The organism is Escherichia fergusonii ATCC 35469, from assembly GCF_000026225.1.
In the GTDB taxonomy this organism is placed as follows: Bacteria; Pseudomonadota; Gammaproteobacteria; order Enterobacterales; family Enterobacteriaceae; genus Escherichia; species Escherichia fergusonii.
In genome coordinates this window covers 942,768-968,445 of the sequence record NC_011740.1, presented here as the reverse complement: position 1 = coordinate 968,445, position 25,678 = coordinate 942,768, and the positions used below count along the sequence as shown (strand labels likewise).

The following is a 25,678-nucleotide window of genomic DNA, read 5'->3' as shown; positions in this document are numbered from 1 at the left end:
ACTCCCTTAGCGCCGGATAAGGTCTAACACCTTATCCGGCCTCATATTTTAAGCTTTAAGTCTGACTGCCGCCTACGTTCCCCGCGTTTTCCTGACCCGCTCCGCATAAATGGCCAACGTTTGTTTCAGCACGTCCAGCGTTACCGGTTTCGATAAACAGCTGTCCATTCCCGATTCCAGACAACGCTGTTTCTCTTCTGCCAAAGCGTTAGCCGTAACGCCAACCACGGGTAATGTCAGCCCTAACTGGCGAATACGCTGCGTCAGGCGATAACCATCCATATTTGGCATATTGACGTCACTCAGTACGATATCAATCGCGTTCTTGCTTATTACATTAAGCGCATCCACGCCGTCATTAGCGGTTTTACATTGATAACCCAGAGATCCCAGTTGATCGGCCAGCAAGCGACGGTTAATAGGATGATCATCTACCACCAGGATCATCATGTCATCGTTGCTGTCTGTGGCTTTATCTGCCACTGGCAACGAGGTACCTAACTCTTCGTCATCCAGCTCAACGCGATAAATACGTGCCAGCAACGCAGGTAATTCATGGGGGGTTGCCACGCTATGGACCCATTCACCCGGCGCGCGTTCAAGAGGCATCCCGATATGACGACGACAGAAAGTGATAACGGCCCTTCCCGCCCAGGGTTCTTTGATTTCATCATCAGTGATGAGCACATCCTCAGGCGCTGGAGTTTGATCCTGATAATGCACCACTTCTACACCATTACGCTGGAGACTGGTTTCGAGGAAATGACACAACGAAGCGTTACGGACTGCCAGCCAGCAACGTGTTCCTGCCAGCCCCTCAACACCTTTTTTATGCGGATACTGCGCGCCATACAATGGAATACGAATCGTAAACTGGCTGCCCATACCGGGCTCTGAGTCTACAGAAATATCGCCATCCATCATGTTAATCAATTTTTCACAGATCGCCAGCCCCAGTCCGGTGCCCTGGAAATTACGCTGCACTCCCGTCCCCACCAGGAAGAAAGGATCGAACAGGCGTACTACTTCTTTGGCTGGGATCCCGACGCCAGTATCGCGTACACGAATGGAGAGATAATCGCCGTCACGCGCTAAATGCAAAATTATGCAGCCAATATCAGTAAATTTAATGGCGTTACTCAACAAGTTAGAAATCACCTGTTGTAGACGCATCGGATCACCGTTCAGCGTGACAGGAACGTCCGGTTCAATAAAACAGTACAGCCCTAACTGTTTACGCACTACCAACGGCAAATAGTTGGCAGTGATGTGGTTCATTACTTCACGGGGTGAAAACTCCCGTGGCTCAATCTTCAACTGTTCTGATTCAATTTTCGAGAAATCGAGAATATCGCTGATGATTTTTAACAACAGACTGGAGGAGTTATTCATTGCCGTCACCAGACGATCAACCCCCTTCGGTAACTCCTTAGTTTGCAATAAATCCAGGTTGCCAATAATGCCGTACAGTGGCGTGCGTAATTCATGACTGACAGTAGCAAGGAACATAGATTTAGACTGACTCGCCTGCTCTGCTGCCTGTGCCATCTCCTGGAGTGATTCCTCCATTTTGACACGCGAGGATACATCCACCAGCACACAAATCGCTACGTTTTCATTGCGATAGCGCGAATGCACAAAGCTGATTTGTAAGTTAGTGTTGTTACTGGTCAGGACATCAACAAAGTTTACCTGTTGGCCGCAAATGATTTGTGTCAGCCGCTGGCGATCCTCATGAGTTAGCATATTGAGATAAGTATGCGCCAGTTCATTACTCAGAATATTGACACCATCAATGGTCCGCAAAATGCAGATCCCTACCGGTGCGGAAGCCACAATCTTGCGGTTAAACTGCTCATGTTCTTCCAGTCGCTGGGCATCGCTTTCTGCCGGAATAAAGATCCTCCGCTCATACATGCGTGCCAGGGTAAATAGCGCTGCCCCGACCAGTACATTGAGTAAAATCGCATTCAGGATCAATATTCTGATATGTTCCAGCACTTGATCGACGGGAACAGAGTAAACAATGCTTAATGATGAAGGAGGTAGATGCTTTTTCAACACCAGTTCACGAAAGCCAGAGGTATAACCAAACCAGGAACGCTCCTGCATCCAGCGCGGCTCAGCTTTAATTTTATTATCCGGTCCGGTCAGGGAAATCAGGGTATGGCCGTTTTCATCAAGAATGGTAACTCCCATCGGCAGACTACCAGGAGTGAAAAAATTCTCCATACGAATGGTTTGCTCAACGCCCAGAAGTGCCTGCAAACGATTTGCCAGATAGACAGGTGTTAAAGCGTAGAAGTAACCAATGCCAGGACGCGGCCCTTCGCCAATCCAGAACAGGTTATTACCGGTTTCATCCTGGGGCGCGTTGCGGTATTTCATAATCCGCTCATGCAGTGCCTCTAATGCACTGTCGCGTTCTATCGGCATATCGCGCAGACCAAAATTCGCCATGCACAAATTATCGCCGCCAATCAGAAAAACCCGGTTGAGATCGTAGGCTGCAGAAAAATTATCACGCCAGTAACGCATAAACCACGCCAGCGATTCCAGCGAACCACGCCAGACGTTACTCATTGCTGAACAGTCAGAATCTTCAAACAGCGGCTCAAAAGTTGGAACATCGACTTTGTCGTCACGACCACGCGAAGAAATCACCCCAGTCTCAGATGTAAGACGATTCTCAGCGATATATTTCAGCTCTTTCATAACATCAGAAGTACGCTGAATAAACCGCTGCGCCTGGTCCGAGCTAAGATTAAACTCCTGGCGAATTTCTGACTCCCGCTGATGCAGGGCGTTTACGATGTAAAACACCGAAGCAAAAGCGATCAGCAGCCAGATCAATAACGCCAGCGCTCTGAATAAATAGCGCGAAACTTTCAGAGTAGTGCGAAAGGAAGCAAGATATTTCAAAAGGGCGAAGCTCCGCCTCAGATAATCAATGTTGTGTGGTTAAGGTAGCGGGAAAAGTGTGTTACCGCAATGTTCTCTCTTCTCTGGAATATGATACACCGCCGAGAAATCATCACCTTAACCTCTGATAATCGTCGTTTGTCTGATAATAATCCGGATACTCTGCATGTACTCTCTGAAGTGGTTGTACCCTCGTCGTCTGCGCAACCAGCTCATCATGATGGCAATCCTGATGGTCATCATTCCGACACTCTCTATTGGTTATATCGTAGAAACTGAAGGTCGGTCAGCGGTGTTATCTGAAAAAGAGAAAAAATTAGCGGCGGTTGTGCAGTTGCTGAACGCCGCACTGGAAGATCGCTTTACGCTTTACCAACATCTGCCTCGTGAGGCACGCATCAGGGCGCTGAATCAGGAGCTGGCTCCTGTCACTGAACGTATTACCCAGGCATTTCCCGGCGTCGGAGCGGGCTATTACCACAAAGAACTGGACGCAATTATCACTTATGCTCCGTCTGCACTCTATCAAAGCAATGTGGGGATTAGTATCACTCCTGATCATCCCGGCAATATCGTCATGCATACCAATACAGCACAACTCTTTTCCGGCAGGCAAGTCCGCGGCGACATTATGAATTTCATGATCCCTATCGAACACCAGGGCATCGTGCTGGGTTATATCTGGGCAAATGAATTAACGGAAGATATTCGTCGTCAGGCATGGAAAATGGACGTGCGAATAATCATTGTCCTCTCAGCCGGGTTGCTGATTAGCTTGCTGTTGATTGTACTTTTTTCCCGGCGATTAAGCGCCAATATCGATATTATCACCGAAGGGCTGGCGACCCTGGCGCAAAATAACCCTACGCAACTACCACAGTTGCCAGGTGAACTTGGGCAAATCAGCCGTGGTGTGAATAACCTTGCAGAAGCACTTCGTGAATCAAAGACACTGAATGACCTGATTATTGAAAATGCCGCCGATGCGGTTATTGCCATTGACCGACAAGGCGATGTGATCACCATGAATCCCGCCGCAGAAGCCATCACCGGATACAAACGTCAGGAACTGGTAGGCCAGCCTTACGCTACCCTCTTTGCCAACACCCATTTTTATAGTCCGGTTCTTGATACGCTGGCGCACGGTATCGAACATATGGCGCTGGAAATCAGCTATCCCGGGCGCGACCGTACTATTGAAATCAGCGCTACCACCAGCAGAATCCATGACGGACATGGTGAAATGATTGGCGCTTTAGTGATTTTCTCCGATCTGACGGCACGTAAAGAAAGCCAACGGCGACTGGCGCAGACAGAAAGACTCGCCACCCTTGGGGAACTGATGGCGGGCGTAGCGCATGAAGTACGCAATCCTCTCACCGCCATCAGAGGTTACGTGCAAATCATTCGCCAGCAGACACCTCAGCCAGAACATCAGGAATATCTGTCAATTGTACTGAACGAGATTGATTCTATTAACAAAGTTATTCAGCAGCTTTTGGATTTTTCCCGCCCGCGTAAAAGTCAGTGGCAGCAAGTGTATCTCAAAGCCCTGATCGAAGAGACGCTGATCCTTGCCCAAACCTCCGGCGTACAGGCACGGATCGACTTTATTACAGAACTTGACCCGTCACTCACAGCGATCGTGGCTGATCGGGAACTGCTCAAGCAGGTTATTCTCAATATGTTGATCAATGCCGTGCAAGCTATCACCGCACGGGGTGAAATCCGCATTCGCACATGGATGTATACAGCCAACCAGCAGGCGATCACGATTGAAGACAACGGCTGCGGCATCGATCTGTCTCTACAGGGAAAAATCTTTGATCCCTTCTTTACCACTAAAGCATCCGGCACAGGACTTGGACTTGCCTTAAGCCAACGAATTATTAATGCGCACCAGGGCGATATTCGCGTCGCCAGCCTGCCCGGCTGCGGTGCCACATTCACCCTTATCTTACCGATTGATCCGCAGGAAAATTTGCCCTTATGAATGCCGTTTACCGAATCCTGATTGTTGACGACGAAGAGAATGTGCGTCGCATGCTATCCACCGCTTTTTCTTTGCAGGGGTATGACACTCATTGCGCCTGTAACGGCAATGAAGCATTGCCATTGTTCACCCGTGTGCAACCGGACGTGGTGCTGATGGATATCCGTATGCCGGAAATGGATGGTATCAGTGCGTTAAAAGCGATGCGTGGTCATAATCCACGCACGCCCATTGTCCTGATGACCGCGTATGCCGAAGTCGAAACGGCAGTAGAAGCCTTACGCAGTGGTGCGTTTGATTACGTCATCAAACCGTTTGATCTTGATGAACTGAACCTGGTCGTGCAGCGCGCATTGCAGTTGCAGTCAATGAAAAAAGAGATTCGCCAGCTACATCAAGCGCTAAGTGCCAGTTGGCAGTGGGGCCATATATTAACCAGTAGCCCGCTCATGAAGGCGATCTGCAAAGACACGGCAAAAATTGCCCTCTCCCAGGCCAGCGTGTTAGTCAGTGGCGAAAGCGGTACGGGTAAGGAGCTGATTGCCCGGGCGATCCATTACAACTCCCGCCGCGCCAATGGGCCATTTATTAAAATTAACTGTGCCGCGCTACCAGAATCTCTGCTGGAAAGCGAACTTTTTGGTCATGAAAAAGGTGCATTTACCGGTGCACAGACACTGCGCCAGGGACTGTTTGAGCGTGCCGACAGCGGCACATTATTCCTTGATGAAATTGGTGAAATGCCGTTGGTATTGCAGGCTAAATTGTTGCGTATTTTGCAGGAGAGGGAATTTGAACGCATCGGCGGCCATCAAACCATCAAACCATCAAAGTCGATATTCGCATCATTGCCGCTACCAATCGCAACCTGGACGCCATGGTAAAAGAAGGAACTTTCCGTGAAGATCTCTTTTATCGACTCAACGTGATTCATTTAATGTTGCCGCCACTTCGCGAGAGACGAGAAGACATTTCCCTGTTAGCCAACCATTTTTTGCAAAAATTCAGTAGCGAAAACCAACGCGATATTATCGAAATCGACCCCAGCGCAATGTCACTGCTTACCGCCTGGTCGTGGCCTGGCAATATCCGTGAGCTTTCTAACGTCATTGAGCGCGCGGTGGTAATGAACTCGGGGCCGGTGATTTTTGCAGAAGATCTACCACCACAATTTCGCCAGCCTGTATGTATGAATCACGATGTGAAAAGCACGCCACCGGGAGAGCGCAATCTCAAAGAAGAAATTAAGCGCGAAGAGAAACGGATCATTATTGAAGTGCTGGAGCAACAGGAAGGAAACCGTACTCGCACCGCGCTGATGCTCGGTATCAGTCGCCGTGCCTTAATGTACAAACTGCAAGAATACGGCATTGATCCAGCCGGTGCGTAAGACAAAAACTGCTATGCAGAAATTTGCACAGTGCGCAAAATCCTGCATAGCAGTGCAATATTCCCCTCACCACCATCCTCCTTTTTATTTCAATTTTTTCAATCTATTAGAAATTATTTTCGCATATTTTCATTCTGGCACTCCCCTTGCTATGCCTTCTGTGTACCCACAACGGTGTATTCAAGAGGGATAAAAAATGAAAACAAAATTGATGAGCATAGAGGACGCCGCCAGCTTCTTTCGTGATGGCATGACCATTATGGTTGGCGGTTTTATGGGAATTGGCACGCCTCCCCGCCTCGTTGAGGCATTACTGGAATCCGGTGTCAGGGATCTGACATTAATCGCCAATGACACGGCATTTATTGATACTGGTACTGGCCCGCTGATCGTCAACGGTCGGGTCAGCAAAGTGATTGCTTCACATATCGGCACCAACCCGGAAACCGGACGGCGCATGATTTCTGGCGAAATGGAGGTCGTTCTCGTACCGCAAGGTACATTGATTGAGCAAATTCGCTGTGGCGGTGCCGGACTTGGTGGTTTTCTCACACCAACCGGTGTCGGCACCGTCGTCGAAGAAGGCAAACAAACGCTCACCCTCGATGGCAAAACCTGGCTGCTCGAACGCCCGCTGCGGGCAGACCTGGCGTTGATCCGCGCCCACCGTTGCGACGCACTCGGAAATCTCACTTACCAACTCAGCGCCCGCAACTTTAATCCCCTGATTGCTCTCGCAGCAGACATCACGCTGGTGGAACCCGACGAACTGGTCGACACGGGAGAATTGCAACCTGACCACATAGTCACCCCCGGTGCCGTTATCGACCACATCATCATCCCACAGGAGAGTAAATAATGGACGCGAAACAACGTATTGCGCGCCGCGTGGCGCAGGAACTTTGTGATGGTGACATCGTTAACTTAGGGATCGGTTTACCCACAATGGTCGCCAACTATTTGCCGGAGGGTATTCATATCACTCTGCAATCGGAAAACGGCTTCCTCGGTTTAGGCCCGGTCACGAAAGCGCATCCAGATTTGGTTAACGCGGGCGGACAACCGTGTGGCGTTTTACCCGGCGCAGCGATGTTCGACAGCGCCATGTCATTTGCGCTGATTCGTGGTGGTCATATTGATGCCTGTGTACTCGGTGGCTTACAGGTCGATGAACAAGGCAATCTCGCCAACTGGGTCGTGCCAGGAAAAATGGTGCCTGGTATGGGTGGTGCGATGGATCTGGTGACCGGGTCGCGCAAAGTGATCATTGCCATGGAACATTGCGCCAAAGATGGTTCAGCAAAAATTTTACGTCAATGCACCATGCCGCTAACCGCGCTTCATGCAGTTCATATGCTGGTGACAGAACTGGCGGTGTTCCGCTTTATCGATGGCAAGATGTGGCTCACTGAAATTGCCGAAGGTTGTGATTTAGAAACTGTGCGTGCCAAAACTGAAGCACAGTTCGCCGTCGCTGATGATCTTCTGCTCCCACAGGGGGCGCTATGATCGGTCGCATATCGCGTTTTATGACGCGCTTTGTCAGTCGCTGGCTTCCCGATCCTCTGATCTTCGCCATGCTACTGACATTAATCACCTTTGCCGTAGCCCTCTGGTTAACGCCACAAACCCCTCTCAGCATGGTGAAACTATGGGGTGACGGCTTCTGGAATCTGCTGGCATTCGGGATGCAGATGGCGCTCATCATCGTGACCGGACATGCACTCGCCAGTTCAGGTCCGGTGAAAAGTTTGTTACGTACTGCGGCATCAGCAGCCAAAACGCCTACCCAAGGGGTAATGCTGGTCACCTTTTTTGGTTCCGTCGCCTGCGTAATCAACTGGGGATTCGGTCTGGTGGTTGGCGCAATGTTTGCCCGCGAAGTTGCACGTCGGGTACCTGGCTCCGACTATCCGTTGTTGATCGCTTGCGCCTATATCGGCTTTCTCACCTGGGGCGGTGGTTTTTCCGGCTCAATGCCGCTACTGGCAGCAACACCGGGGAATCCCGTTGAGCATGTCGCTGGGTTAATTCCGGTCAGTGATACCCTGTTTACTGGCTACAACATCTTTATCACCCTGGCCCTGATTGTGGTGATGCCGTTTATCACCCGCATGATGACGCCTAAGCCTTCCGACGTGGTGAGTATCGATCCGAAGCTGTTGTTGGAAGAAGCGGATTTCCAGAAGAAGCTCCCTGCAGACGCCCCACCTTCAGAGAAACTGGAAGAAAGTCGCATCCTGGCGTTGATTATTGGTGCTCTGGGCATTGCTTATCTGGTGCTGTACTTCTCCGGGAAGGGATTCAACATCACCATCAACACCGTCAACCTGATGTTTATGATTGCCGGTCTGTTGTTGCATAAAACGCCGATGGCCTATATGCGGGCGGTAAGTGCGGCTGCGCGCAGTACCGCCGGGATTCTGGTGCAATTCCCCTTCTATGCCGGGATCCAGTTAATGATGGAACACTCTGGCCTCGGTGGCCTGATCACCGAATTTTTCATCAATGTCGCCAACAAAGATACCTTCCCGCTGATGACCTTTTTTAGCTCTGCGCTAATTAACTTCGCCGTGCCTTCTGGCGGTGGACACTGGGTTATTCAGGGACCATTCGTCCTTCCTGCTGCGCAGGCGTTAGGGGCCGATCTGGGTAAATCAGTAATGGCGATAGCTTACGGTGAACAGTGGATGAATATGGCACAACCGTTCTGGGCGCTGCCTGCACTGGCAATCGCTGGACTCGGTGTCCGCGACATCATGGGCTATTGCATTACTGCCCTGCTCTTCTCCGGTGTCATTTTCATTATTGGTTTAACGCTGTTCTGACGGCAACTTTATAAAAGGAAGAAAAATGAAAAATTGTGTCATCGTCAGTGCGGTACGTACTGCCATCGGTAGCTTTAACGGTTCACTAGCCTCCACCAGCGCCATCGACCTGGGGGCAACGGTGATCCAGGCCGCTATAGAACGCGCAAATATCGATTCACAACACGTTGATGAAGTGATTATGGGTAACGTGTTGCAAGCCGGGCTGGGGCAAAATCCGGCACGTCAGGCACTGCTAAAAAGCGGACTGGCAGAAACGGTATGTGGCTTCACGGTCAATAAAGTGTGTGGTTCGGGTCTCAAAAGTGTGGCGCTTGCCGCCCAGGCGATTCAGGCAGGTCAGGCGCAGAGCATCGTAGCAGGTGGAATGGAGAACATGAGTTTGGCGCCCTACTTACTCGATGCAAAAGCACGATCGGGTTATCGTCTGGGAGACGGACAGGTTTATGACGTAATCCTGCGCGATGGCCTGATGTGCGCCACCCATGGTTATCATATGGGAATTACCGCCGAAAACGTGGCTAAGGAGTACGGGATCACCCGTGAAATGCAGGATGAAATGGCGCTACATTCACAGCGTAAAGCGGCAGCCGCAATTGAGTCCGGTGCTTTTACAGCCGAAATCGTCCCGGTAAATGTTGTCACCCGGAAGAAAACCCTCGTCTTCAGTCAAGACGAATTCCCGAAAGCGGATTCTACGGCTGAATCATTAGGCGCATTGCGCCCGGCCTTCGATAAAGCCGGAACTGTCACCGCCGGGAACGCGTCTGGCATTAACGACGGTGCTGCCGCACTGGTGATTATGGAAGAATCTGCGGCACTGGCAGCAGGCCTTACCCCACTGGCACGCATTAAAAGTTATGCCAGCGGCGGCGTGGCTCCCTCAATGATGGGGTTGGGGCCAGTACCTGCCACGCAAAAAGCGTTACAACTGGCGGGGCTGCAACTGGCAGACATTGATCTTATCGAAGCCAATGAAGCATTTGCCGCGCAGTTCCTTGCCGTTGGGAAAACACTGGGCTTTGATCCTGAGAAAGTGAATGTCAACGGCGGGGCCATCGCGCTGGGGCATCCTATCGGCGCCAGCGGTGCGCGTATTCTGGTCACACTATTACATGCAATGCAGGCACGCGATAAAACGCTGGGTCTGGCAACGTTGTGCATTGGCGGCGGTCAAGGAATTGCGATGGTGATTGAACGATTGAATTAACAAATCAGAACCACTCGCATGGCGGGTGGTTATCTGTTTCAGCCACGATGCGCCAGAAACAGACTAAGTCAGAAAAGTAAAGGGCCGAATTTTCGGCCCTTTTAACTTGATTACTCGTCAGCGTCATCTGCGACATCATCGTCGCTTTCCACTTCCGGAGCGATTTCATCGTCTCCTTCCGCGGCACTGCCATCGATGGTGTCCAGATCTTCCTCGTCAACCGGTTCAGCAACACGTTGCAGACCCACTACGTTTTCATCTTCCGAAGTACGGATAAGGATCACGCCCTGGGTGTTACGGCCCACGATGCTGATTTCCGAAACGCGAGTACGAACCAGCGTACCGGCATCGGTGATCATCATGATCTGGTCGCAATCATCTACCTGCACCGCACCAACCACTAAACCGTTACGTTCGGTCACCTTGATGGAGATAACCCCTTTCGTCGCACGCGACTTGGTTGGGTATTCCGCCACCGCGGTACGTTTACCGTAACCGTTTTGCGTTGCGGTGAGGATTGCGCCATCGCCACGCGGCACGATCAGAGAGACGACTTTATCGCCTTCGCCTAAACGGATACCGCGAACACCGGTGGTGTTGCAGCCCATCGCACGGACAGAAGACTCTTTGAAGCGCACCACTTTACCTTCGGCGGAGAACAGCATTACTTCATCTTCGCCACTGGTCAGGTCAACGCCGATCAGCTCATCACCGTCAACCAGTTTGATCGCCACTTTACCAGCGGTACGCAGACGGTTGAACTCGGTGAGGACGGTTTTCTTCACAGTACCGTTAGCGGTCGCCATGAAGACTTTCACACCTTCTTCAAACTCAGTCACCGGCAGGATCGCGGTGATACGTTCGTCCTGTTCCAGCGGCAGCAGGTTGACGATCGGACGACCACGCGCGCCACGAGTCGCTTCCGGTAACTGGTAGACTTTCATCGAATAGACGCGACCACGGCTGGAGAAGCACAGAATATGGTCGTGGGTGTTCGCCACCAGCAGTCGGTCAATAAAGTCTTCTTCTTTAATACGTGCGGCAGATTTACCTTTCCCGCCACGACGCTGCGCTTCGTATTCAGAAAGCGGCTGATACTTAACGTAGCCCTGGTGAGAGAGCGTCACTACCACATCTTCCTGAGTAATCAGATCTTCCAGGTTGATGTCTGCGCTGTTGGCGGTGATTTCAGTACGACGTTTGTCACCGAACTGTTCACGAACCAGCTCCAGCTCTTCGCGGATCACTTCCATCAGACGATCGGCGCTACCAAGAATACGCAACAGTTCCGCGATCTGATCCAGCAGCTCTTTGTATTCATCGAGCAGTTTTTCGTGCTCAAGGCCGGTCAGTTTCTGCAGACGCAGATCCAGAATTGCCTGAGCTTGCTGTTCGGTCAGGTAGTACAGACCGTCACGCACGCCGAACTCTGGCTCCAGCCATTCCGGACGCGCAGCATCATCGCCCGCACGTTCCAGCATCGCGGCAACGTTGCCCAGCTGCCACGGATTAGCAACCAGCGCCGTTTTCGCTTCTGCAGGCGTCGGCGCATGACGGATCAGTTCGATGATCGGGTCGATGTTCGCCAGCGCCACGGCTAATGCTTCAAGGATATGAGCACGATCGCGAGCTTTACGCAGTTCGAAAATGGTACGACGGGTCACCACTTCACGGCGGTGACGAACAAACGCAGCGATGATGTCTTTCAAGTTCATGATCTTCGGCTGACCATGGTGCAATGCCACCATGTTGATACCGAAAGAAACCTGCAACTGGGTCTGGGAGTAGAGGTTGTTGAGCACCACTTCACCGACCGCATCGCGTTTGACTTCAATCACGATGCGCATACCGTCTTTGTCAGACTCGTCACGCAGCGCGCTGATGCCTTCCACGCGTTTTTCTTTTACCAGTTCCGCAATTTTTTCGATCAGGCGCGCTTTGTTCACCTGATACGGAATTTCGTGAACGATAATGGTTTCACGTCCGGTTTTGGCGTCAACTTCCACTTCGGCGCGGGCGCGGATATATACCTTGCCGCGACCGGTACGGTAAGCTTCTTCGATACCGCGACGACCGTTAATGATTGCCGCCGTCGGGAAGTCCGGCCCCGGGATGTGTTCCATCAGCCCTTCAATGCTGATGTCTTCATCATCGATATACGCCAGACAACCGTTGATGACTTCCGTCAGGTTGTGTGGCGGGATGTTGGTTGCCATACCTACGGCGATACCGGAAGAACCGTTCACCAGCAGATTAGGAATTTTGGTCGGCATGACGTCCGGAATTTTTTCCGTGCCGTCATAGTTATCAACGAAATCGACCGTCTCTTTTTCGAGATCGGCCATCAGTTCATGGGCAATTTTCGCCAGACGGATTTCCGTATAACGCATTGCCGCCGCAGAGTCGCCGTCGATGGAACCGAAGTTACCCTGACCGTCTACCAGCATGTAACGCAGCGAGAATGGCTGCGCCATACGGACGATCGTGTCATAAACCGCCGAGTCACCATGGGGATGGTATTTACCGATTACGTCACCAACGACACGGGCAGATTTTTTATAGGCTTTGTTCCAGTCATTGCCTAGTACGTTCATGGCGTAAAGTACGCGACGGTGTACTGGCTTCAGGCCATCTCGGACATCCGGCAGCGCACGGCCAACAATGACCGACATCGCATAATCCAGATAGGAGCTCTTCAGCTCTTCCTCAATGTTGACCGGTGTAATTTCTCTCGCAAGGTCGCTCATCTAACCGCTATCCCTCTACTGTATCCCGGATTCAAAGGTCGCAAATTATAACACAGCCGCGCTGATTGAGGTAAACCTATACGCTTTATTCACATCCAATGCCTGATATACTCGTTTGTCTTGCCAATTACGGAGTAGAAGTGCCAATGAATGCCGAAAAATCGCCGGTAACCCCTAACGTAGACCACGAAGAGATCGCTAAATTTGAAGCCGTCGCCTCCCGCTGGTGGGATCTGGAAGGTGAATTCAAACCGCTGCACCGCATTAACCCGCTGCGTCTGGGCTATATTGCCGAGCGTGCTGGCGGTTTATTTGGCAAAAAGGTACTCGATGTCGGTTGTGGCGGCGGCATTCTGGCCGAGAGTATGGCGCGCGAAGGCGCGACGGTGACCGGTCTGGATATGGGCTTTGAGCCATTACAGGTGGCAAAGCTGCACGCACTGGAAAGTGGCATTCAGGTGAATTACGTGCAGGAAACCGTGGAAGAGCACGCGGCAAAACATGCCGGGCAGTATGACGTGGTAACCTGCATGGAGATGCTGGAGCACGTTCCCGATCCGCAGTCAGTGGTCAGAGCCTGTGCGCAACTGGTGAAACCGGGCGGCGATGTCTTTTTCTCGACGCTCAACCGCAACGGCAAGTCGTGGCTGATGGCGGTGGTCGGTGCTGAATATATTTTGCGCATGGTGCCTAAAGGTACGCATGATGTGAAGAAGTTTATTAAACCGGCAGAACTGCTGGGCTGGGTGGATCAGACCAGTCTTAAAGAACGACATATGACCGGGCTGCATTACAACCCGATCACTAATACTTTTAAGCTCGGCCCCGGCGTCGATGTGAACTATATGCTGCACACGCAGAATAAGTGAGATTGTTGGTCGGATATATCCGGCAAGCGCGCTAATGCCTGTTGCGACGCTTGCCGCGTCTTATCAGGCCTACAAATGCTCCCCGTAGGCCGGATAAGGTGCTCGCACTGCATCCGGTAACAATACCAGGCGGACAACAATTACCATTTGACCATCATCGATAAAAATCCAGCCGTTTGGGCAAAATCATCGTCTCCTTTCTGCCACACCACGCTGCCACGCAGGGAAACTCGCTGACTGATAATGCCTGTTATCCCCACTTTTATTTCACCCCGTTGCTTCGCCGCATCGTCACTGATAGTGCTGCCATCTTCTTCAATTCCCGCCGAATGGGGATCGTGATAATAATTCAGATCCAGGGTTGGCGTGATATGAACAGCGGTACGCCATTCGCTGTGTAACCCCAGCCGTGTCTGAAGATCATCGCCCTGCGATTGCGATACCCGCGCATGGTTAGCAGCGGTGAAATCATCCTGCTGCACGCCCTGATAAATCACCTGCGCCTGCGGTTCAATCACCACACCACGCCCCGGTAACCATTGATACCCCGCTTCCAGAGAGGCGATAACCCCCGACGAATGGTAATGATCCGCACCATCACCTTGTTCAGAAACATCATTGCTAAACCAGGCGTACTGCAACCAGCTATCCAGCCAGGCTCCCTGCTTCTGGCTACCGTGCTGAAACCAGCTTGAGGTCAGCCCAACGGCATAACCGTGGTTCTGGTTATCAGCGCGAGTTCCGGTCATGTTTGATCGACTGTCACCCTGGTTATCGCTGTAGCCGCCCACGGCCCCTAGCATCCACTGGCCATCATCGCCCCAGTATCCGCTTAACAAGTTGCCGCTAAGCTGTACCGTAGAAGTGTCTTCATGCTGGGCCAACTGCCCTGCCGCCGTGTAATGATAATCTCCGCCGATAACACGTAAATTCAGCGTCTGACCATCGCCACCAGCGTGATCGCGTCGCTCCATCACAAATGCCTGATTTGCCGCACGTAGGTTATTGAGATAGCCACCAACTTTGGCGTTCAGCACCGGCTGGTAGGCAGGCGTAGGGGCTGGAGCCGGGTCGGGTGTTGGATCAGGATCCGGCGTGGGATCAGGATCTGGAGTCGGGTCCGGATCGGGCGGCGGCGTCGGAGTGACTTCTTGTGATCGCAGATACCAGTCGTTGTTATCTTCCACCAGCGTGTAGTCATACGCTCCCATATTGACGTAGCCGCTGCCCGCAAGACTAAACTGCGCATTGTTTTGAAATTGCGTTGGATCAGCAGTGAAATCAACCACTTTAATACCCGTAGATGTCGGTTCACCAATGCCAGTAATGGGGTTAACCACCACGGTCGTGTTACCCGAGGTATTGCCGTTCAACACCAGTTGGTCGCTTGCCGAGTCATCGCCGTTTAATTCGCTGTCGAGAAACAACGTACCGCCACCGGTGTAATCACCGTTTACCGTGAGCGTGTCGCCAGCGACGCCATTTTGCAGACTGACAGCACCGGAAGTATTAGTTAGATCACCATTGACCGTCACGTCTGAAAGATAAGTCAGCCTGTCAGTTTCAAGGTTGGTATTAAGCTCGCCTGTCAGCGTCACGCCATCGGTGGCATTCACCAACGTACCGTCGCCGCTAAACAGCGAGGCATCCAGCGCCTGGTTCGTATCCTGCTGCGTCAATCGCAACACAGTACCATCGGTTATGTCGATATCGCCGCCAGAGGTGGCATCGATTGAACGAATATCCTGATTTTGCCCGGTTTCAAAAACACCGTCTTCCCCCACCCACAGTGAAGAAACATAAGGAATAATATTCTCCGCTTCACCTTTTAGCGTTCCGTCCTCCACACGTACCGCAGACGTCGCAGTGCCGCTGGCGGTCAACTCCAGCGTCCCGCCGCCACTTTTAGTCAACGTGCTTACGCTATCCAGTTGTTGCCCTGTACTATCCGCCATCAACCCGCCCCATTGCGTATCTACGCCATCCTCAACGTGTATTTCGCCATCAGCGCGCATTTCAATATTCCTGCCCTGACCTGTTGTAGCCGAGCGAGTGTCAACATCAGTCGTCACATCCATTTCACTGTGTTGTTGGGGATCAGTGAAGATCACTGAACGGTTGTAACTTGTGTCCCCCAATTGCGAATTATCGCTGACTTCAAGCGTACCGGAGGCGATTTGCGTATTACCGAGATAACCGTTGTTATTCGCCAGCGTTACGCGCTGATCCCCCGCATTAATGACGACATAAACGCCATTCTGGCTGGCATCACTGCCGCCAATATGTAAATCATCGCCACTGCTGATATCAACGACATCATTACTGCCAATCACTGTCCCCCCACTGCCGCTGATTTGCAGACCGTCATTGTATGAGCTATCGCCATCCCAGGTGGTGAAATCAGAGAGATCCAATACTCCGCCATTTAGCACGATCGATTGCGGATCGCTCTGCATTGCCCGTAAATCGGCCTGATTCCCCGCCAGCGACAATACGGCGTTATCTTCCACCACAATATCGCCGGTTAATGCCATCGACTGCGCCCCTGTCAGGAGATAGCTGCCATCTTGCGCTACCGTCAACTGTCCTTCACCCTGAATCGAGCCGGAAAAACCGCCCTGGTTTACGGTAACATTGCCGCCTGCGTCGATATTCAAAATGCCATTAGCAAAACCGGTTAATGAGTGCACAAACGTTTGTTGTGTATTGCCAACATTCAGTTCTGCCTGATACTCAGAATGAACTGTGCTGCCGACCATCAGACCAAAGCAATCCTGCGGATCGCTCTGGCAGTGCGTGTCGCCGACATTCATTAACTCATCGCTGCGCCCCAGCGTCACCTCGCCATTCTGGATACTCATCTCGCCGGTAAACGCATTATTGTCGGCATTGAGGACTAACTCTCCCGCTCCCTCTTTCACGATGACTCCCGTTCCGGCAAGAGAATCAATCGCACCATCGTTGCTGGTGTTGCCTATTACCAGCGTTTTATCGGCGGCAATGTTAAATTCAGCCACACTATGACCGATATACATAAAGCCCCCCGCCGCTGCCGTCGCCGAATGGTCATATCCCGAGGCGCTGTTATTTTCATCAATCATCACACCATTGTTTTGGTCATAATTATCATCAACAGAAATATCAATAAGATACGGGGATGTGGTGCTGCTGGTATAAATTGCTCCGCCATAACCTTCTGCATAGTTATTGGTAAAGGAGGTATTATTAATTATCGTTTTTCCTGAAAGATGTGTGTTATCCGTACTATTATCCGTAACATCAATGGCACCGCCGTCCCCATCACTATAGCTGGTTGATGTATATGCCTGATTATTATCAAAAATGACATCACTTAAATAAATATCATTATTGATAGAATAAATAGCGCCACCTTTACCATCATTGGCGATATTATTCGCAAATATTGCATTAGTGATATTTAAATCCATATCACCGGCATCGTTTGTTCCCGCAGAATAGATTGCTCCGCCATAGCCTCCTGCAACGTTACTGTCGAAAATAACATTCGCAAGATTTATCGTTGAGTTTTCTTTAGCAAAGATAGCTCCGCCATTATTATATTCGCCACTAATCGAGTTATTAGCAAACAGGGTCATCCCTGTTTCATTTTGTGGTGATATCGTAAATTCAGCACTTTGCTGCAAAAATACTGCGCCACCGCTGGCATTATTGGCCATACCCGAAAAAATCAACCATTGCCCATCCGCGATGCTCCAGTCCTGCATATTGCCCGAAAGGCTTTGCCTGCTGGCCTGACAGCTCGCTTTGATATCATATCCCTGGCATGAATCAATAACCGCTGCGATACCATTAGTGGAGAAGAGAGACGCAATCATTGACGGGAGTAAAGATAAATACTCCTTACGTAGAAAAATAATCCGCATATTACCCTAACCATCCTTTTCTATGAGAAGGCGTATTTAATCGCATTATGTGATATGGGGTATCTTTCTTTTGTAAATTGTACAAGCCGGTACAATGACTATTTTGTTATTACTTGATGAATAATATCAGCATGTCATAATTCAAATTAATAACCTTAAGGTAAATCGGTTATATTTAAACTGAATTAAAGTAATAAATAATATTCTTATAATATATGTAAAAGTAACAAATTGGCTTGGTATTTAACAATAAACGAATATAAAACAACCATTTCCGACTCAACAATCGCTTACATTCGCTTATATATTGACCACAACTGATACATCAGATTATGTGATGACTCGTGCTTAGATCAATTTTGTCAATCATTAGCAACAAGATTAATAAACCATCTATATCAATTTACCCATACTATTCTGCCGTTCAAGAAATCGCCGAACAGTTATTTTTAACAAATTTTTCTCTTCCCATTGACTTTCCCGGACACCTTGTCTGACCTAAGGTGCGCGAAAGCCACTTTTTCCTTCCTGAGTTATCCACAAAGTTATGCACTTGCAAGAGGGCCAGTTTCACACTATCTTGCAGTGAATCCCAAACATACCCCCTATATATAGTGTTCTTAGCAGCTTCCCTCACTACAGGTAGTCTGCATGAAGCTATTGAAAAACAGGTACGACATACATGAATCAGAATCTGCTGGTGACAAAGCGCGACGGTAGCACAGAGCGCATCAATCTCGACAAAATCCATCGCGTTCTGGATTGGGCGGCAGAAGGACTGCATAACGTTTCGATTTCCCAGGTCGAGCTGCGCTCCCACATTCAGTTTTATGACGGTATCAAGACCTCTGACATCCACGAAACCATTATCAAGGCTGCCGCAGACCTGATCTCCCGTGATGCGCCGGATTATCAGTATCTCGCCGCGCGCCTGGCAATTTTCCACCTGCGTAAAAAAGCCTATGGCCAGTTTGAGCCGCCTGCGCTGTACGACCACGTGGTGAAAATGGTCGAGATGGGCAAATACGATAATCATCTGCTGGAAGACTACACGGAAGAAGAGTTCAAGCAGATGGACACGTTTATCGATCACGACCGTGATATGACCTTCTCTTATGCTGCCGTTAAGCAGCTGGAAGGCAAATATCTGGTACAGAACCGCGTGACCGGCGAAATCTATGAGAGCGCCCAGTTCCTCTATATTCTGGTTGCTGCGTGCCTGTTCTCGAACTACCCGCGTGAAACGCGCCTGCAATACGTGAAGCGTTTTTACGACGCGGTTTCCACATTTAAAATTTCGCTGCCGACGCCAATCATGTCCGGCGTGCGTACCCCGACTCGTCAGTTCAGCTCCTGCGTGCTGATTGAGTGCGGCGACAGCCTGGATTCCATCAACGCCACCTCCAGCGCGATTGTTAAATACGTTTCCCAGCGTGCCGGGATCGGCATTAACGCCGGGCGTATTCGTGCGCTGGGTAGCCCGATTCGCGGTGGCGAAGCATTCCACACCGGCTGTATTCCGTTTTACAAACATTTCCAGACAGCGGTGAAATCCTGCTCTCAGGGCGGTGTGCGTGGCGGTGCAGCAACGCTGTTCTACCCGATGTGGCATCTGGAAGTGGAAAGCCTGCTGGTGTTGAAAAACAACCGTGGGGTTGAAGGCAACCGCGTGCGTCATATGGACTACGGGGTACAAATCAACAAACTGATGTATACCCGTCTGCTGAAAGGTGAAGATATCACCCTGTTCAGCCCGTCCGACGTACCGGGGCTGTACGACGCGTTCTTCGCCGATCAGGAAGAGTTTGAACGTCTGTACACCAAATATGAGAAAGACGACAGCATCCGCAAACAGCGTGTGAAAGCCGTTGATCTGTTCTCGCTGATGATGCAGGAACGTGCGTCTACCGGTCGTATCTATATTCAGAACGTAGACCACTGCAATACCCACAGCCCGTTTGATCCGGCTATTGCACCAGTGCGCCAGTCTAACCTGTGCCTGGAAATCGCCCTGCCGACCAAACCGCTGAACGACGTCAACGACGAGAACGGTGAAATCGCGCTGTGTACGCTTTCTGCTTTCAACCTGGGTGCAATTAACAGCCTGGATGAACTGGAAGAGCTGGCGATTCTGGCGGTTCGTGCACTCGACGCGCTGCTGGACTATCAGGATTACCCGATCCCGGCCGCCAAACGCGGGGCGATGGGTCGTCGTACACTGGGTATTGGTGTGATCAACTTCGCTTACTACCTGGCGAAGCACGGTAAACGCTACTCCGACGGCAGCGCCAACAACCTGACGCATAAAACCTTCGAAGCCATTCAGTATTACCTGCTGAAAGCGTCTAATGAGCTGGCGAAAGAGCAAGGCGCGTGCCCGTGGTTTAACGAAACCACTTACGCGAAAGGTATCCTGCCGATCGATACCTATAAGAAAGATCTGGATGCCATCGCTAATGAGCAGCTGCATTACGACTGGGAAGCACTGCGTGAGTCAATCAAAACGCACGGTCTGCGTAACTCCACGCTTTCTGCTCTGATGCCGTCAGAGACTTCTTCGCAGATCTCTAACGCCACTAACGGTATTGAACCGCCGCGCGGTTACGTCAGCATCAAAGCGTCGAAAGACGGTATTCTTCGCCAGGTGGTGCCGGACTACGAGCACCTGCACGACGCCTATGAGCTGCTGTGGGAAATGCCGGGTAACGATGGCTACCTGCAACTGGTGGGGATCATGCAGAAATTTATCGATCAGTCGATCTCTGCTAACACCAACTACGATCCATCACGCTTCCCGTCAGGAAAAGTGCCGATGCAGCAGTTGCTGAAAGACCTGCTCACCGCCTACAAATTCGGGGTCAAAACGCTGTATTATCAGAACACCCGTGACGGTGCTGAAGACGCACAAGACGATCTGGTGCCGTCAATTCAGGATGATGGCTGCGAAAGCGGCGCATGTAAGATCTGATATTGAGATGCCGGATGCGGCGTAACGCTTTATCCGGCATTAAACCCCAACAGGACACATTCATGGCATATACCACCTTTTCACAGACGAAAAATGATCAGCTCAAAGAACCGATGTTCTTTGGTCAGCCGGTCAACGTGGCTCGCTACGATCAGCAAAAATATGACATCTTCGAAAAGCTGATCGAAAAGCAGCTCTCTTTCTTCTGGCGTCCGGAAGAAGTTGACGTTTCTCGCGACCGTATCGATTACCAGGCACTGCCTGAACACGAGAAACACATCTTTATCAGCAACCTGAAATATCAGACGCTGCTGGATTCCATTCAGGGTCGTAGCCCGAACGTGGCGCTGCTGCCGCTGATCTCGATCCCGGAACTGGAAACCTGGGTAGAAACCTGGGCATTCTCAGAAACGATTCATTCCCGTTCCTATACTCATATCATTCGTAATATCGTTAACGATCCGTCGGTTGTGTTTGACGATATCGTCACTAACGAGCAGATCCAGAAACGTGCGGAAGGGATCTCCAGCTATTACGATGAGCTGATCGAAATGACCAGCTACTGGCATCTGCTGGGCGAAGGCACCCACACCGTTAACGGTAAAACCGTGACCGTTAGCCTGCGCGAGCTGAAGAAAAAACTGTATCTCTGCCTGATGAGCGTTAACGCGCTGGAAGCGATCCGCTTCTACGTCAGCTTTGCTTGTTCCTTTGCCTTTGCAGAACGCGAACTGATGGAAGGTAACGCCAAAATTATTCGTCTGATTGCCCGCGACGAAGCCCTGCACCTGACCGGTACTCAGCATATGCTGAATCTGCTGCGCAGCGGTGCAGATGATCCGGAGATGGCGGAAATTGCCGAAGAATGTAAGCAGGAGTGCTATGACCTGTTTGTCCAGGCGGCACAGCAAGAGAAAGACTGGGCGGATTATCTGTTCCGTGACGGTTCGATGATTGGTCTGAATAAAGACATTCTCTGCCAGTACGTTGAATACATCACCAATATCCGCATGCAGGCAGTCGGTTTGGATCTGCCGTTCCAGACACGCTCCAACCCGATCCCGTGGATCAACACCTGGCTGGTGTCTGATAACGTACAGGTTGCTCCGCAGGAAGTGGAAGTCAGTTCTTATCTGGTCGGGCAGATTGACTCGGAAGTGGACACCGACGATTTGAGTAACTTCCAGCTCTGATGGCTCGCGTTACCCTGCGCATCACTGGCACACAACTGCTGTGCCAGGATGAACACCCTTCCCTTCTGGCGGCGCTGGAATCCCACAATGTGGCGGTTGAGTATCAGTGCCGCGAAGGTTACTGCGGCTCCTGTCGCACACGCCTTGTTGCAGGCCAGGTGGACTGGATTGCCGAACCGTTAGCCTTCATTCAGCCAGGGGAAATTTTGCCCTGTTGTTGCCGGGCAAAAGGCGATATTGAAATCGAGATGTGAATTGGTTGTAGTGCCAGATGCGACGCTTACGCGTCTTATCTGGTCTACGTGATTACATGGCGTAGTAATACGCTTTCACCTGCTGCCAGTCGTCGGGAGGAATGGGAGATAAATACTTCTCCAGTTGGGCGAAATCATGCTGAGCTGCTTTTTGACGACGCAATCGGCGGCGACTTTTTTCCAGATCAAGAAACCCTGCTTCCGCCACCCCCTCCGTTTTCACATAAATATGACGAACGTAGCAACAGCCATGCTGACGCTTGACGCTATGCATTTTTTTAAACGCTTGTGCCACCGCTTGTAGCATTGCTTCACGCACGTCGTCCGGGTAAGGAGTAATAGCATGTTGTATATACCAGTCCGCAATACTGATGAAACCAGTCATATCCTCGGTAACCAGTAGCGCCCGCCATTCCCCTTCTCGTTTGATTGCTTTACCAAATACGATTTTCGGCACGATAACGCCCGCGCGCTCTAAATCGTTTATCACCTCAATCTCTCGCACAATCGTCGGGCGACCAAAGGGATAGCGCAGCGAATGAAAGAGATGCTGAGTCATTCGCTTCACATAAAGCTTTTTACCATCGCGCTCTACACACTGGACACCACTCATACCATTACGTCGATAATTTGGTTCTTCGACCCAGTCTCCTGTGGTCGCCCACCAACGTTCAAATTGTTCGTCTTCCGTTCCTGACACCATTACTTACCATCCGTCACTATGTGCACGTTAATTATCAGGATGGAAATATAAAGTGTTGCCTTAAGAAATCCTTAAGATTTTTGTGTACAAAAATGGACTTGTTACAGAAGCAAAGCGGCATTCCGGGCAGGCCGGAATGCCGAAGGTGGGATTATTTCTGTTGTTGCAGGAAGTTAACCGCTTTATCCGGGAAGTCAGTGAACAAACCATTCACTCCGGCTTTGTTATACAAAATGTCATAAAGCTGATTCACATTCGTCGTGTAGGTTGGCAGTTGGTCGGCCCGCACGGTATAAGGATGCACCACCAGATTGTTATGCTGAGCATCTTTTACCATCCCGGTAAGCTGAATATTTCCCGGCTGGGATTTCTCTTCAATCAGCATATGGTAATCCGGCCCGATACCGTCGGCATATTCCGCGACTTGCTTCATGGCCCCCGGCTTGAACATCCAGTCATAGCTGTAATTAACCCAACTTCCGTCCGGCTGTTTTTGCTGCGTTTCATTCCAGTCGGTATAGGCAATCAGCTGTACAAGATTGAGGTCCATGCCCATTTTCGGTTCCAGCTCATTTTTAATGCGTTTCAGCTCATCAGCATCAAAACATTGCAAATAAACTTTGTCGTCCTTACCGGTGTAACCATATTTCTTCAGCACTTCCAGCGTTTTTGCCGCAATATCCTTCCCTTCCTGATGGTGGAACCACGGCGCTTTAATTTCTGGATAGATACCGATATTTTTCCCGGTGGAGTGATTTAACCCCTGAACAAATTCAATCTCTTCTTCAAAGGTGTGCACCCGGAAGTCAGACTTACCCATTGGGAAACGCCCCGGATAAGTCTGCACTTTTTTACCGTTCTCAATATCGAAACCTTCGGTAAATTTCAGTGACTTAATTTCATCGAGCGTGAAATCTATCGCGTAGTAACGACCGTCTTTGCGTGCCCTGTCCGGGAAACGATCGGCGACATCAGTAACACGATCGAGATAGTGGTCGTGCAGAACAACCAGATGATCGTCTTTGGTCATCACCAAATCCTGTTCCAGATAATCCGCTCCCTGCGCATACGCCATCGCTTTTGCTGGCAGCGTATGCTCCGGCAAATATCCACTGGCACCCCGATGGGCGATCACTATTTTTTCACTACTGTCTGCCGCCATTGCACTGCTTCCCATGACCATAGTGCTCATCATGATCGCCATGCTAAGGTTTTTCAGCGTCAATTTCATGCCATTAGCCTCCATTGCGTTTTTGCAGTAATTGTTCATGGCGACGTTTTTCGCCAATCATCACAACAATCAACAAGATAACCGCCAGAATGCTGCCGCCAATCATTACCATAAAGCCACCATCCCAGCCGAAGAAGTCCACGGTGTAGCCAACAATCGCACTCGCAGCAACCGATCCCCCCAGGTAACCAAACAGCCCGGTAAAGCCCGCTGCCGTACCTGCCGCTTTTTTCGGTGCCAGTTCCAGAGCATGCAGACCAATCAGCATCACAGGCCCGTAGATCAGGAAGCCGATAACAATCATACAAATCATATCTACGGTTGGGTTGCCTGCCGGGTTCATCCAGTAAACGATAGTTGCGATGGTCACCAGTGTCATAAAGAAGACGCCGGTTGCCCCACGGTTACCGCGGAAGACTTTGTCCGACATCCAGCCACACAACAGGGTGCCCGGAATGCCCGCATACTCATAGAAGAAGTAGGCCCAGGAGGATTTATCCAGCGCGAAATGCTTAACCTCTTTCAGATAAGTCGGTGACCAGTCGAGGATGCCGTAACGCAGCAGATAAACGAACACGTTGGCGATGGCGATATACCACAGCAGTTTGTTCGGCAGTACGTACTGCATAAAAATCTGCTTTGCAGTCAGTTCCTGCTCCGCTTTTTCGTTATAGTCGTCCGGGTAATCATTTTTGTACTCTTCAATTGGCGGCAGACCACAGGATTGCGGGGTATCGCGCATCATCGCAAAGGCGAACAGTGCCACCAGAATGGCGCAGAAAGCGGGCATATAGAGGGCCGCGTGCCAGTCATTGAACCAGGCCATCCCCAGCAGGAACAGCAGCGGCGGAATACCACCACCGACGTTGTGCGCACAGTTCCACACCGACACAATGCCGCCACGTTCTTTCTGCGACCACCAGTGCACCATAGTACGACCACACGGCGGCCACCCCATCCCCTGGAACCAGCCGCAGAGGAACAGCAGCACAAACATAACCGCAATGCTCGACGTCGCCCACGGCACAAAGCCCATAAACAACATCACTGCCGCCGCCAGAATTAAACCTGCAGGGAGGAAAACGCGCGGATTCGAGCGATCCGACACCGAGCCCATGATAAATTTCGAAAATCCGTAGGCAATAGAGATCCCCGAAAGGGCAAAACCTAAATCACCACGCGAGAAGCCCTGCTCTACCAGGTACGGCATAGCGAGGGCAAAGTTCTTACGCACCAGATAGTACGCGGCATAGCCAAAGAAAATCCCCAGGAAAATCTGCCAGCGCAATCGACGATAAGTCGGATCAATCTCCGCAGCGGGTAAGCGCGCTTTGTGTGGCGCAGGTTTAAAAATACTTAACATGTTTTGTCCCCATGACATCTGTTTTCTTAGAAATAACAGCGCGGTATGTAAATCCTGGTCGCCGCTTTTGTGTGGCCGCGATGTTAAATAACTATTCACAAT

Annotated in this window: 16 protein-coding genes and 1 pseudogene; 10 read left to right on the top strand and 7 right to left on the bottom strand. The window is 50.7% G+C overall.

What is annotated here, in order from left to right:
* Positions 1-72 precede the first annotated feature (72 nt).
* The gene (gene rcsC / locus EFER_RS04820) at positions 73-2,922 is read right to left on the bottom strand and encodes a two-component system sensor histidine kinase RcsC (protein WP_000876063.1); all 2,850 of its coding nucleotides are present in this window, start codon (positions 2,920-2,922) and stop codon (positions 73-75) included.
* Between the two features lie 166 nt (positions 2,923-3,088).
* Between rcsC and atoS the strand changes: the two genes are divergently transcribed.
* The 6 genes and pseudogenes from atoS to atoB all read left to right on the top strand — a co-directional run bounded on the left by atoS (position 3,089) and on the right by atoB (position 10,343).
* A complete protein-coding gene (gene atoS / locus EFER_RS04815; RefSeq protein ID WP_000287101.1) occupies positions 3,089-4,915 on the top strand; it encodes a two-component system sensor histidine kinase AtoS in 1,827 nt (608 codons plus the stop codon).
* Positions 4,912-6,305 (top strand): annotated as a pseudogene (atoC, locus tag EFER_RS04810) (acetoacetate metabolism transcriptional regulator AtoC). Before atoS ends, atoC begins: the two are co-directional and overlap by 4 nt.
* A gap of 196 nt (positions 6,306-6,501) precedes the next feature.
* A complete protein-coding gene (atoD, locus tag EFER_RS04805) occupies positions 6,502-7,164 on the top strand; it encodes an acetate CoA-transferase subunit alpha (RefSeq protein ID WP_000850521.1) in 663 nt (220 codons plus the stop codon).
* Positions 7,164-7,814, top strand: a complete 651-nt coding sequence (locus EFER_RS04800; RefSeq protein WP_000339048.1) for a 3-oxoacid CoA-transferase subunit B — start codon at positions 7,164-7,166, stop codon at positions 7,812-7,814. Before atoD ends, EFER_RS04800 begins: the two co-directional genes overlap by 1 nt.
* A complete protein-coding gene (locus tag EFER_RS04795; protein ID WP_000580266.1) occupies positions 7,811-9,133 on the top strand; it encodes a TIGR00366 family protein in 1,323 nt (440 codons plus the stop codon). The genes EFER_RS04800 and EFER_RS04795 overlap by 4 nt, the downstream gene beginning before the upstream one ends.
* A gap of 25 nt (positions 9,134-9,158) precedes the next feature.
* Positions 9,159-10,343, top strand: a complete 1,185-nt coding sequence (gene atoB, locus EFER_RS04790; protein ID WP_000786561.1) for an acetyl-CoA acetyltransferase — start codon at positions 9,159-9,161, stop codon at positions 10,341-10,343.
* A gap of 110 nt (positions 10,344-10,453) precedes the next feature.
* Here atoB and gyrA read toward each other — a convergent pair whose 3' ends face one another.
* A complete protein-coding gene (gene gyrA / locus EFER_RS04785; protein WP_001281248.1) occupies positions 10,454-13,090 on the bottom strand; it encodes a DNA topoisomerase (ATP-hydrolyzing) subunit A in 2,637 nt (878 codons plus the stop codon).
* A 146-nt stretch (positions 13,091-13,236) separates the two neighbouring features.
* Between gyrA and ubiG the strand changes: the two genes are divergently transcribed.
* Positions 13,237-13,959, top strand: a complete 723-nt coding sequence (gene ubiG / locus EFER_RS04780; RefSeq protein ID WP_000990786.1) for a bifunctional 2-polyprenyl-6-hydroxyphenol methylase/3-demethylubiquinol 3-O-methyltransferase UbiG — start codon at positions 13,237-13,239, stop codon at positions 13,957-13,959.
* Positions 13,960-14,099: 140 nt separating this feature from the next.
* Here the strand turns inward: ubiG and yfaL are convergent, their stop codons facing one another.
* Positions 14,100-17,864, bottom strand: coding sequence for an AIDA-I family autotransporter adhesin YfaL/EhaC (yfaL, locus tag EFER_RS04775; RefSeq protein WP_001220087.1), 3,765 nt, complete (start codon positions 17,862-17,864; stop codon positions 14,100-14,102).
* A 424-nt stretch (positions 17,865-18,288) separates the two neighbouring features.
* Positions 18,289-18,432 carry a protein YpaB gene (ypaB, locus tag EFER_RS24720; RefSeq protein ID WP_001300064.1) on the bottom strand — a complete coding sequence of 48 codons (144 nt, stop codon included), beginning with the start codon at positions 18,430-18,432 and terminating at the stop codon, positions 18,289-18,291.
* Between the two features lie 114 nt (positions 18,433-18,546).
* On the opposite strand from ypaB, the gene nrdA reads away from it, so the two are divergent.
* The 3 genes from nrdA to yfaE all read left to right on the top strand — a co-directional run bounded on the left by nrdA (position 18,547) and on the right by yfaE (position 22,279).
* The gene (gene nrdA / locus EFER_RS04765; protein ID WP_001075158.1) at positions 18,547-20,832 is read left to right on the top strand and encodes a class 1a ribonucleoside-diphosphate reductase subunit alpha; all 2,286 of its coding nucleotides are present in this window, start codon (positions 18,547-18,549) and stop codon (positions 20,830-20,832) included.
* Positions 20,833-20,894: 62 nt separating this feature from the next.
* On the top strand, positions 20,895-22,025 hold the full coding sequence (nrdB, locus tag EFER_RS04760; RefSeq protein ID WP_000332037.1) for a class Ia ribonucleoside-diphosphate reductase subunit beta: 1,131 nt from the start codon (positions 20,895-20,897) through the stop codon (positions 22,023-22,025).
* Positions 22,025-22,279, top strand: a complete 255-nt coding sequence (gene yfaE / locus EFER_RS04755) for a ferredoxin-like diferric-tyrosyl radical cofactor maintenance protein YfaE (RefSeq protein ID WP_000135040.1) — start codon at positions 22,025-22,027, stop codon at positions 22,277-22,279. The genes nrdB and yfaE overlap by 1 nt, the downstream gene beginning before the upstream one ends.
* A 52-nt stretch (positions 22,280-22,331) precedes the next feature.
* Here the strand turns inward: yfaE and inaA are convergent, their stop codons facing one another.
* From inaA to glpT, 3 genes are all read right to left on the bottom strand, one after another.
* Positions 22,332-22,982, bottom strand: coding sequence for a lipopolysaccharide kinase InaA (inaA, locus tag EFER_RS04750; protein ID WP_000253552.1), 651 nt, complete (start codon positions 22,980-22,982; stop codon positions 22,332-22,334).
* Positions 22,983-23,133: 151 nt separating this feature from the next.
* Positions 23,134-24,213: a glycerophosphodiester phosphodiesterase gene (gene glpQ, locus EFER_RS04745; protein WP_000779116.1), complete on the bottom strand. Its 1,080-nt coding sequence runs from the start codon at positions 24,211-24,213 to the stop codon at positions 23,134-23,136.
* Between the two features lie 4 nt (positions 24,214-24,217).
* Positions 24,218-25,576, bottom strand: a complete 1,359-nt coding sequence (gene glpT / locus EFER_RS04740; protein ID WP_000948723.1) for a glycerol-3-phosphate transporter — start codon at positions 25,574-25,576, stop codon at positions 24,218-24,220.
* Positions 25,577-25,678 lie beyond the last annotated feature (102 nt).

Coding starts and splice junctions, on each gene's coding strand:
- yfaE (WP_000135040.1), top strand. CDS start 22,025: ATGGCTCGCGTTACCCTGCGCATCACTGGCACACAACTGCTGTGCCAG.
- glpT (WP_000948723.1), bottom strand. CDS start 25,576: ATGTTAAGTATTTTTAAACCTGCGCCACACAAAGCGCGCTTACCCGCT.
- glpQ (WP_000779116.1), bottom strand. CDS start 24,213: ATGAAATTGACGCTGAAAAACCTTAGCATGGCGATCATGATGAGCACT.
- EFER_RS04800 (WP_000339048.1), top strand. CDS start 7,164: ATGGACGCGAAACAACGTATTGCGCGCCGCGTGGCGCAGGAACTTTGT.
- inaA (WP_000253552.1), bottom strand. CDS start 22,982: ATGGTGTCAGGAACGGAAGACGAACAATTTGAACGTTGGTGGGCGACC.
- yfaL (WP_001220087.1), bottom strand. CDS start 17,864: ATGCGGATTATTTTTCTACGTAAGGAGTATTTATCTTTACTCCCGTCA.
- atoS (WP_000287101.1), top strand. CDS start 3,089: ATGTACTCTCTGAAGTGGTTGTACCCTCGTCGTCTGCGCAACCAGCTC.
- atoB (WP_000786561.1), top strand. CDS start 9,159: ATGAAAAATTGTGTCATCGTCAGTGCGGTACGTACTGCCATCGGTAGC.
- nrdB (WP_000332037.1), top strand. CDS start 20,895: ATGGCATATACCACCTTTTCACAGACGAAAAATGATCAGCTCAAAGAA.
- ubiG (WP_000990786.1), top strand. CDS start 13,237: ATGAATGCCGAAAAATCGCCGGTAACCCCTAACGTAGACCACGAAGAG.
- nrdA (WP_001075158.1), top strand. CDS start 18,547: ATGAATCAGAATCTGCTGGTGACAAAGCGCGACGGTAGCACAGAGCGC.
- gyrA (WP_001281248.1), bottom strand. CDS start 13,090: ATGAGCGACCTTGCGAGAGAAATTACACCGGTCAACATTGAGGAAGAG.
- EFER_RS04795 (WP_000580266.1), top strand. CDS start 7,811: ATGATCGGTCGCATATCGCGTTTTATGACGCGCTTTGTCAGTCGCTGG.
- atoD (WP_000850521.1), top strand. CDS start 6,502: ATGAAAACAAAATTGATGAGCATAGAGGACGCCGCCAGCTTCTTTCGT.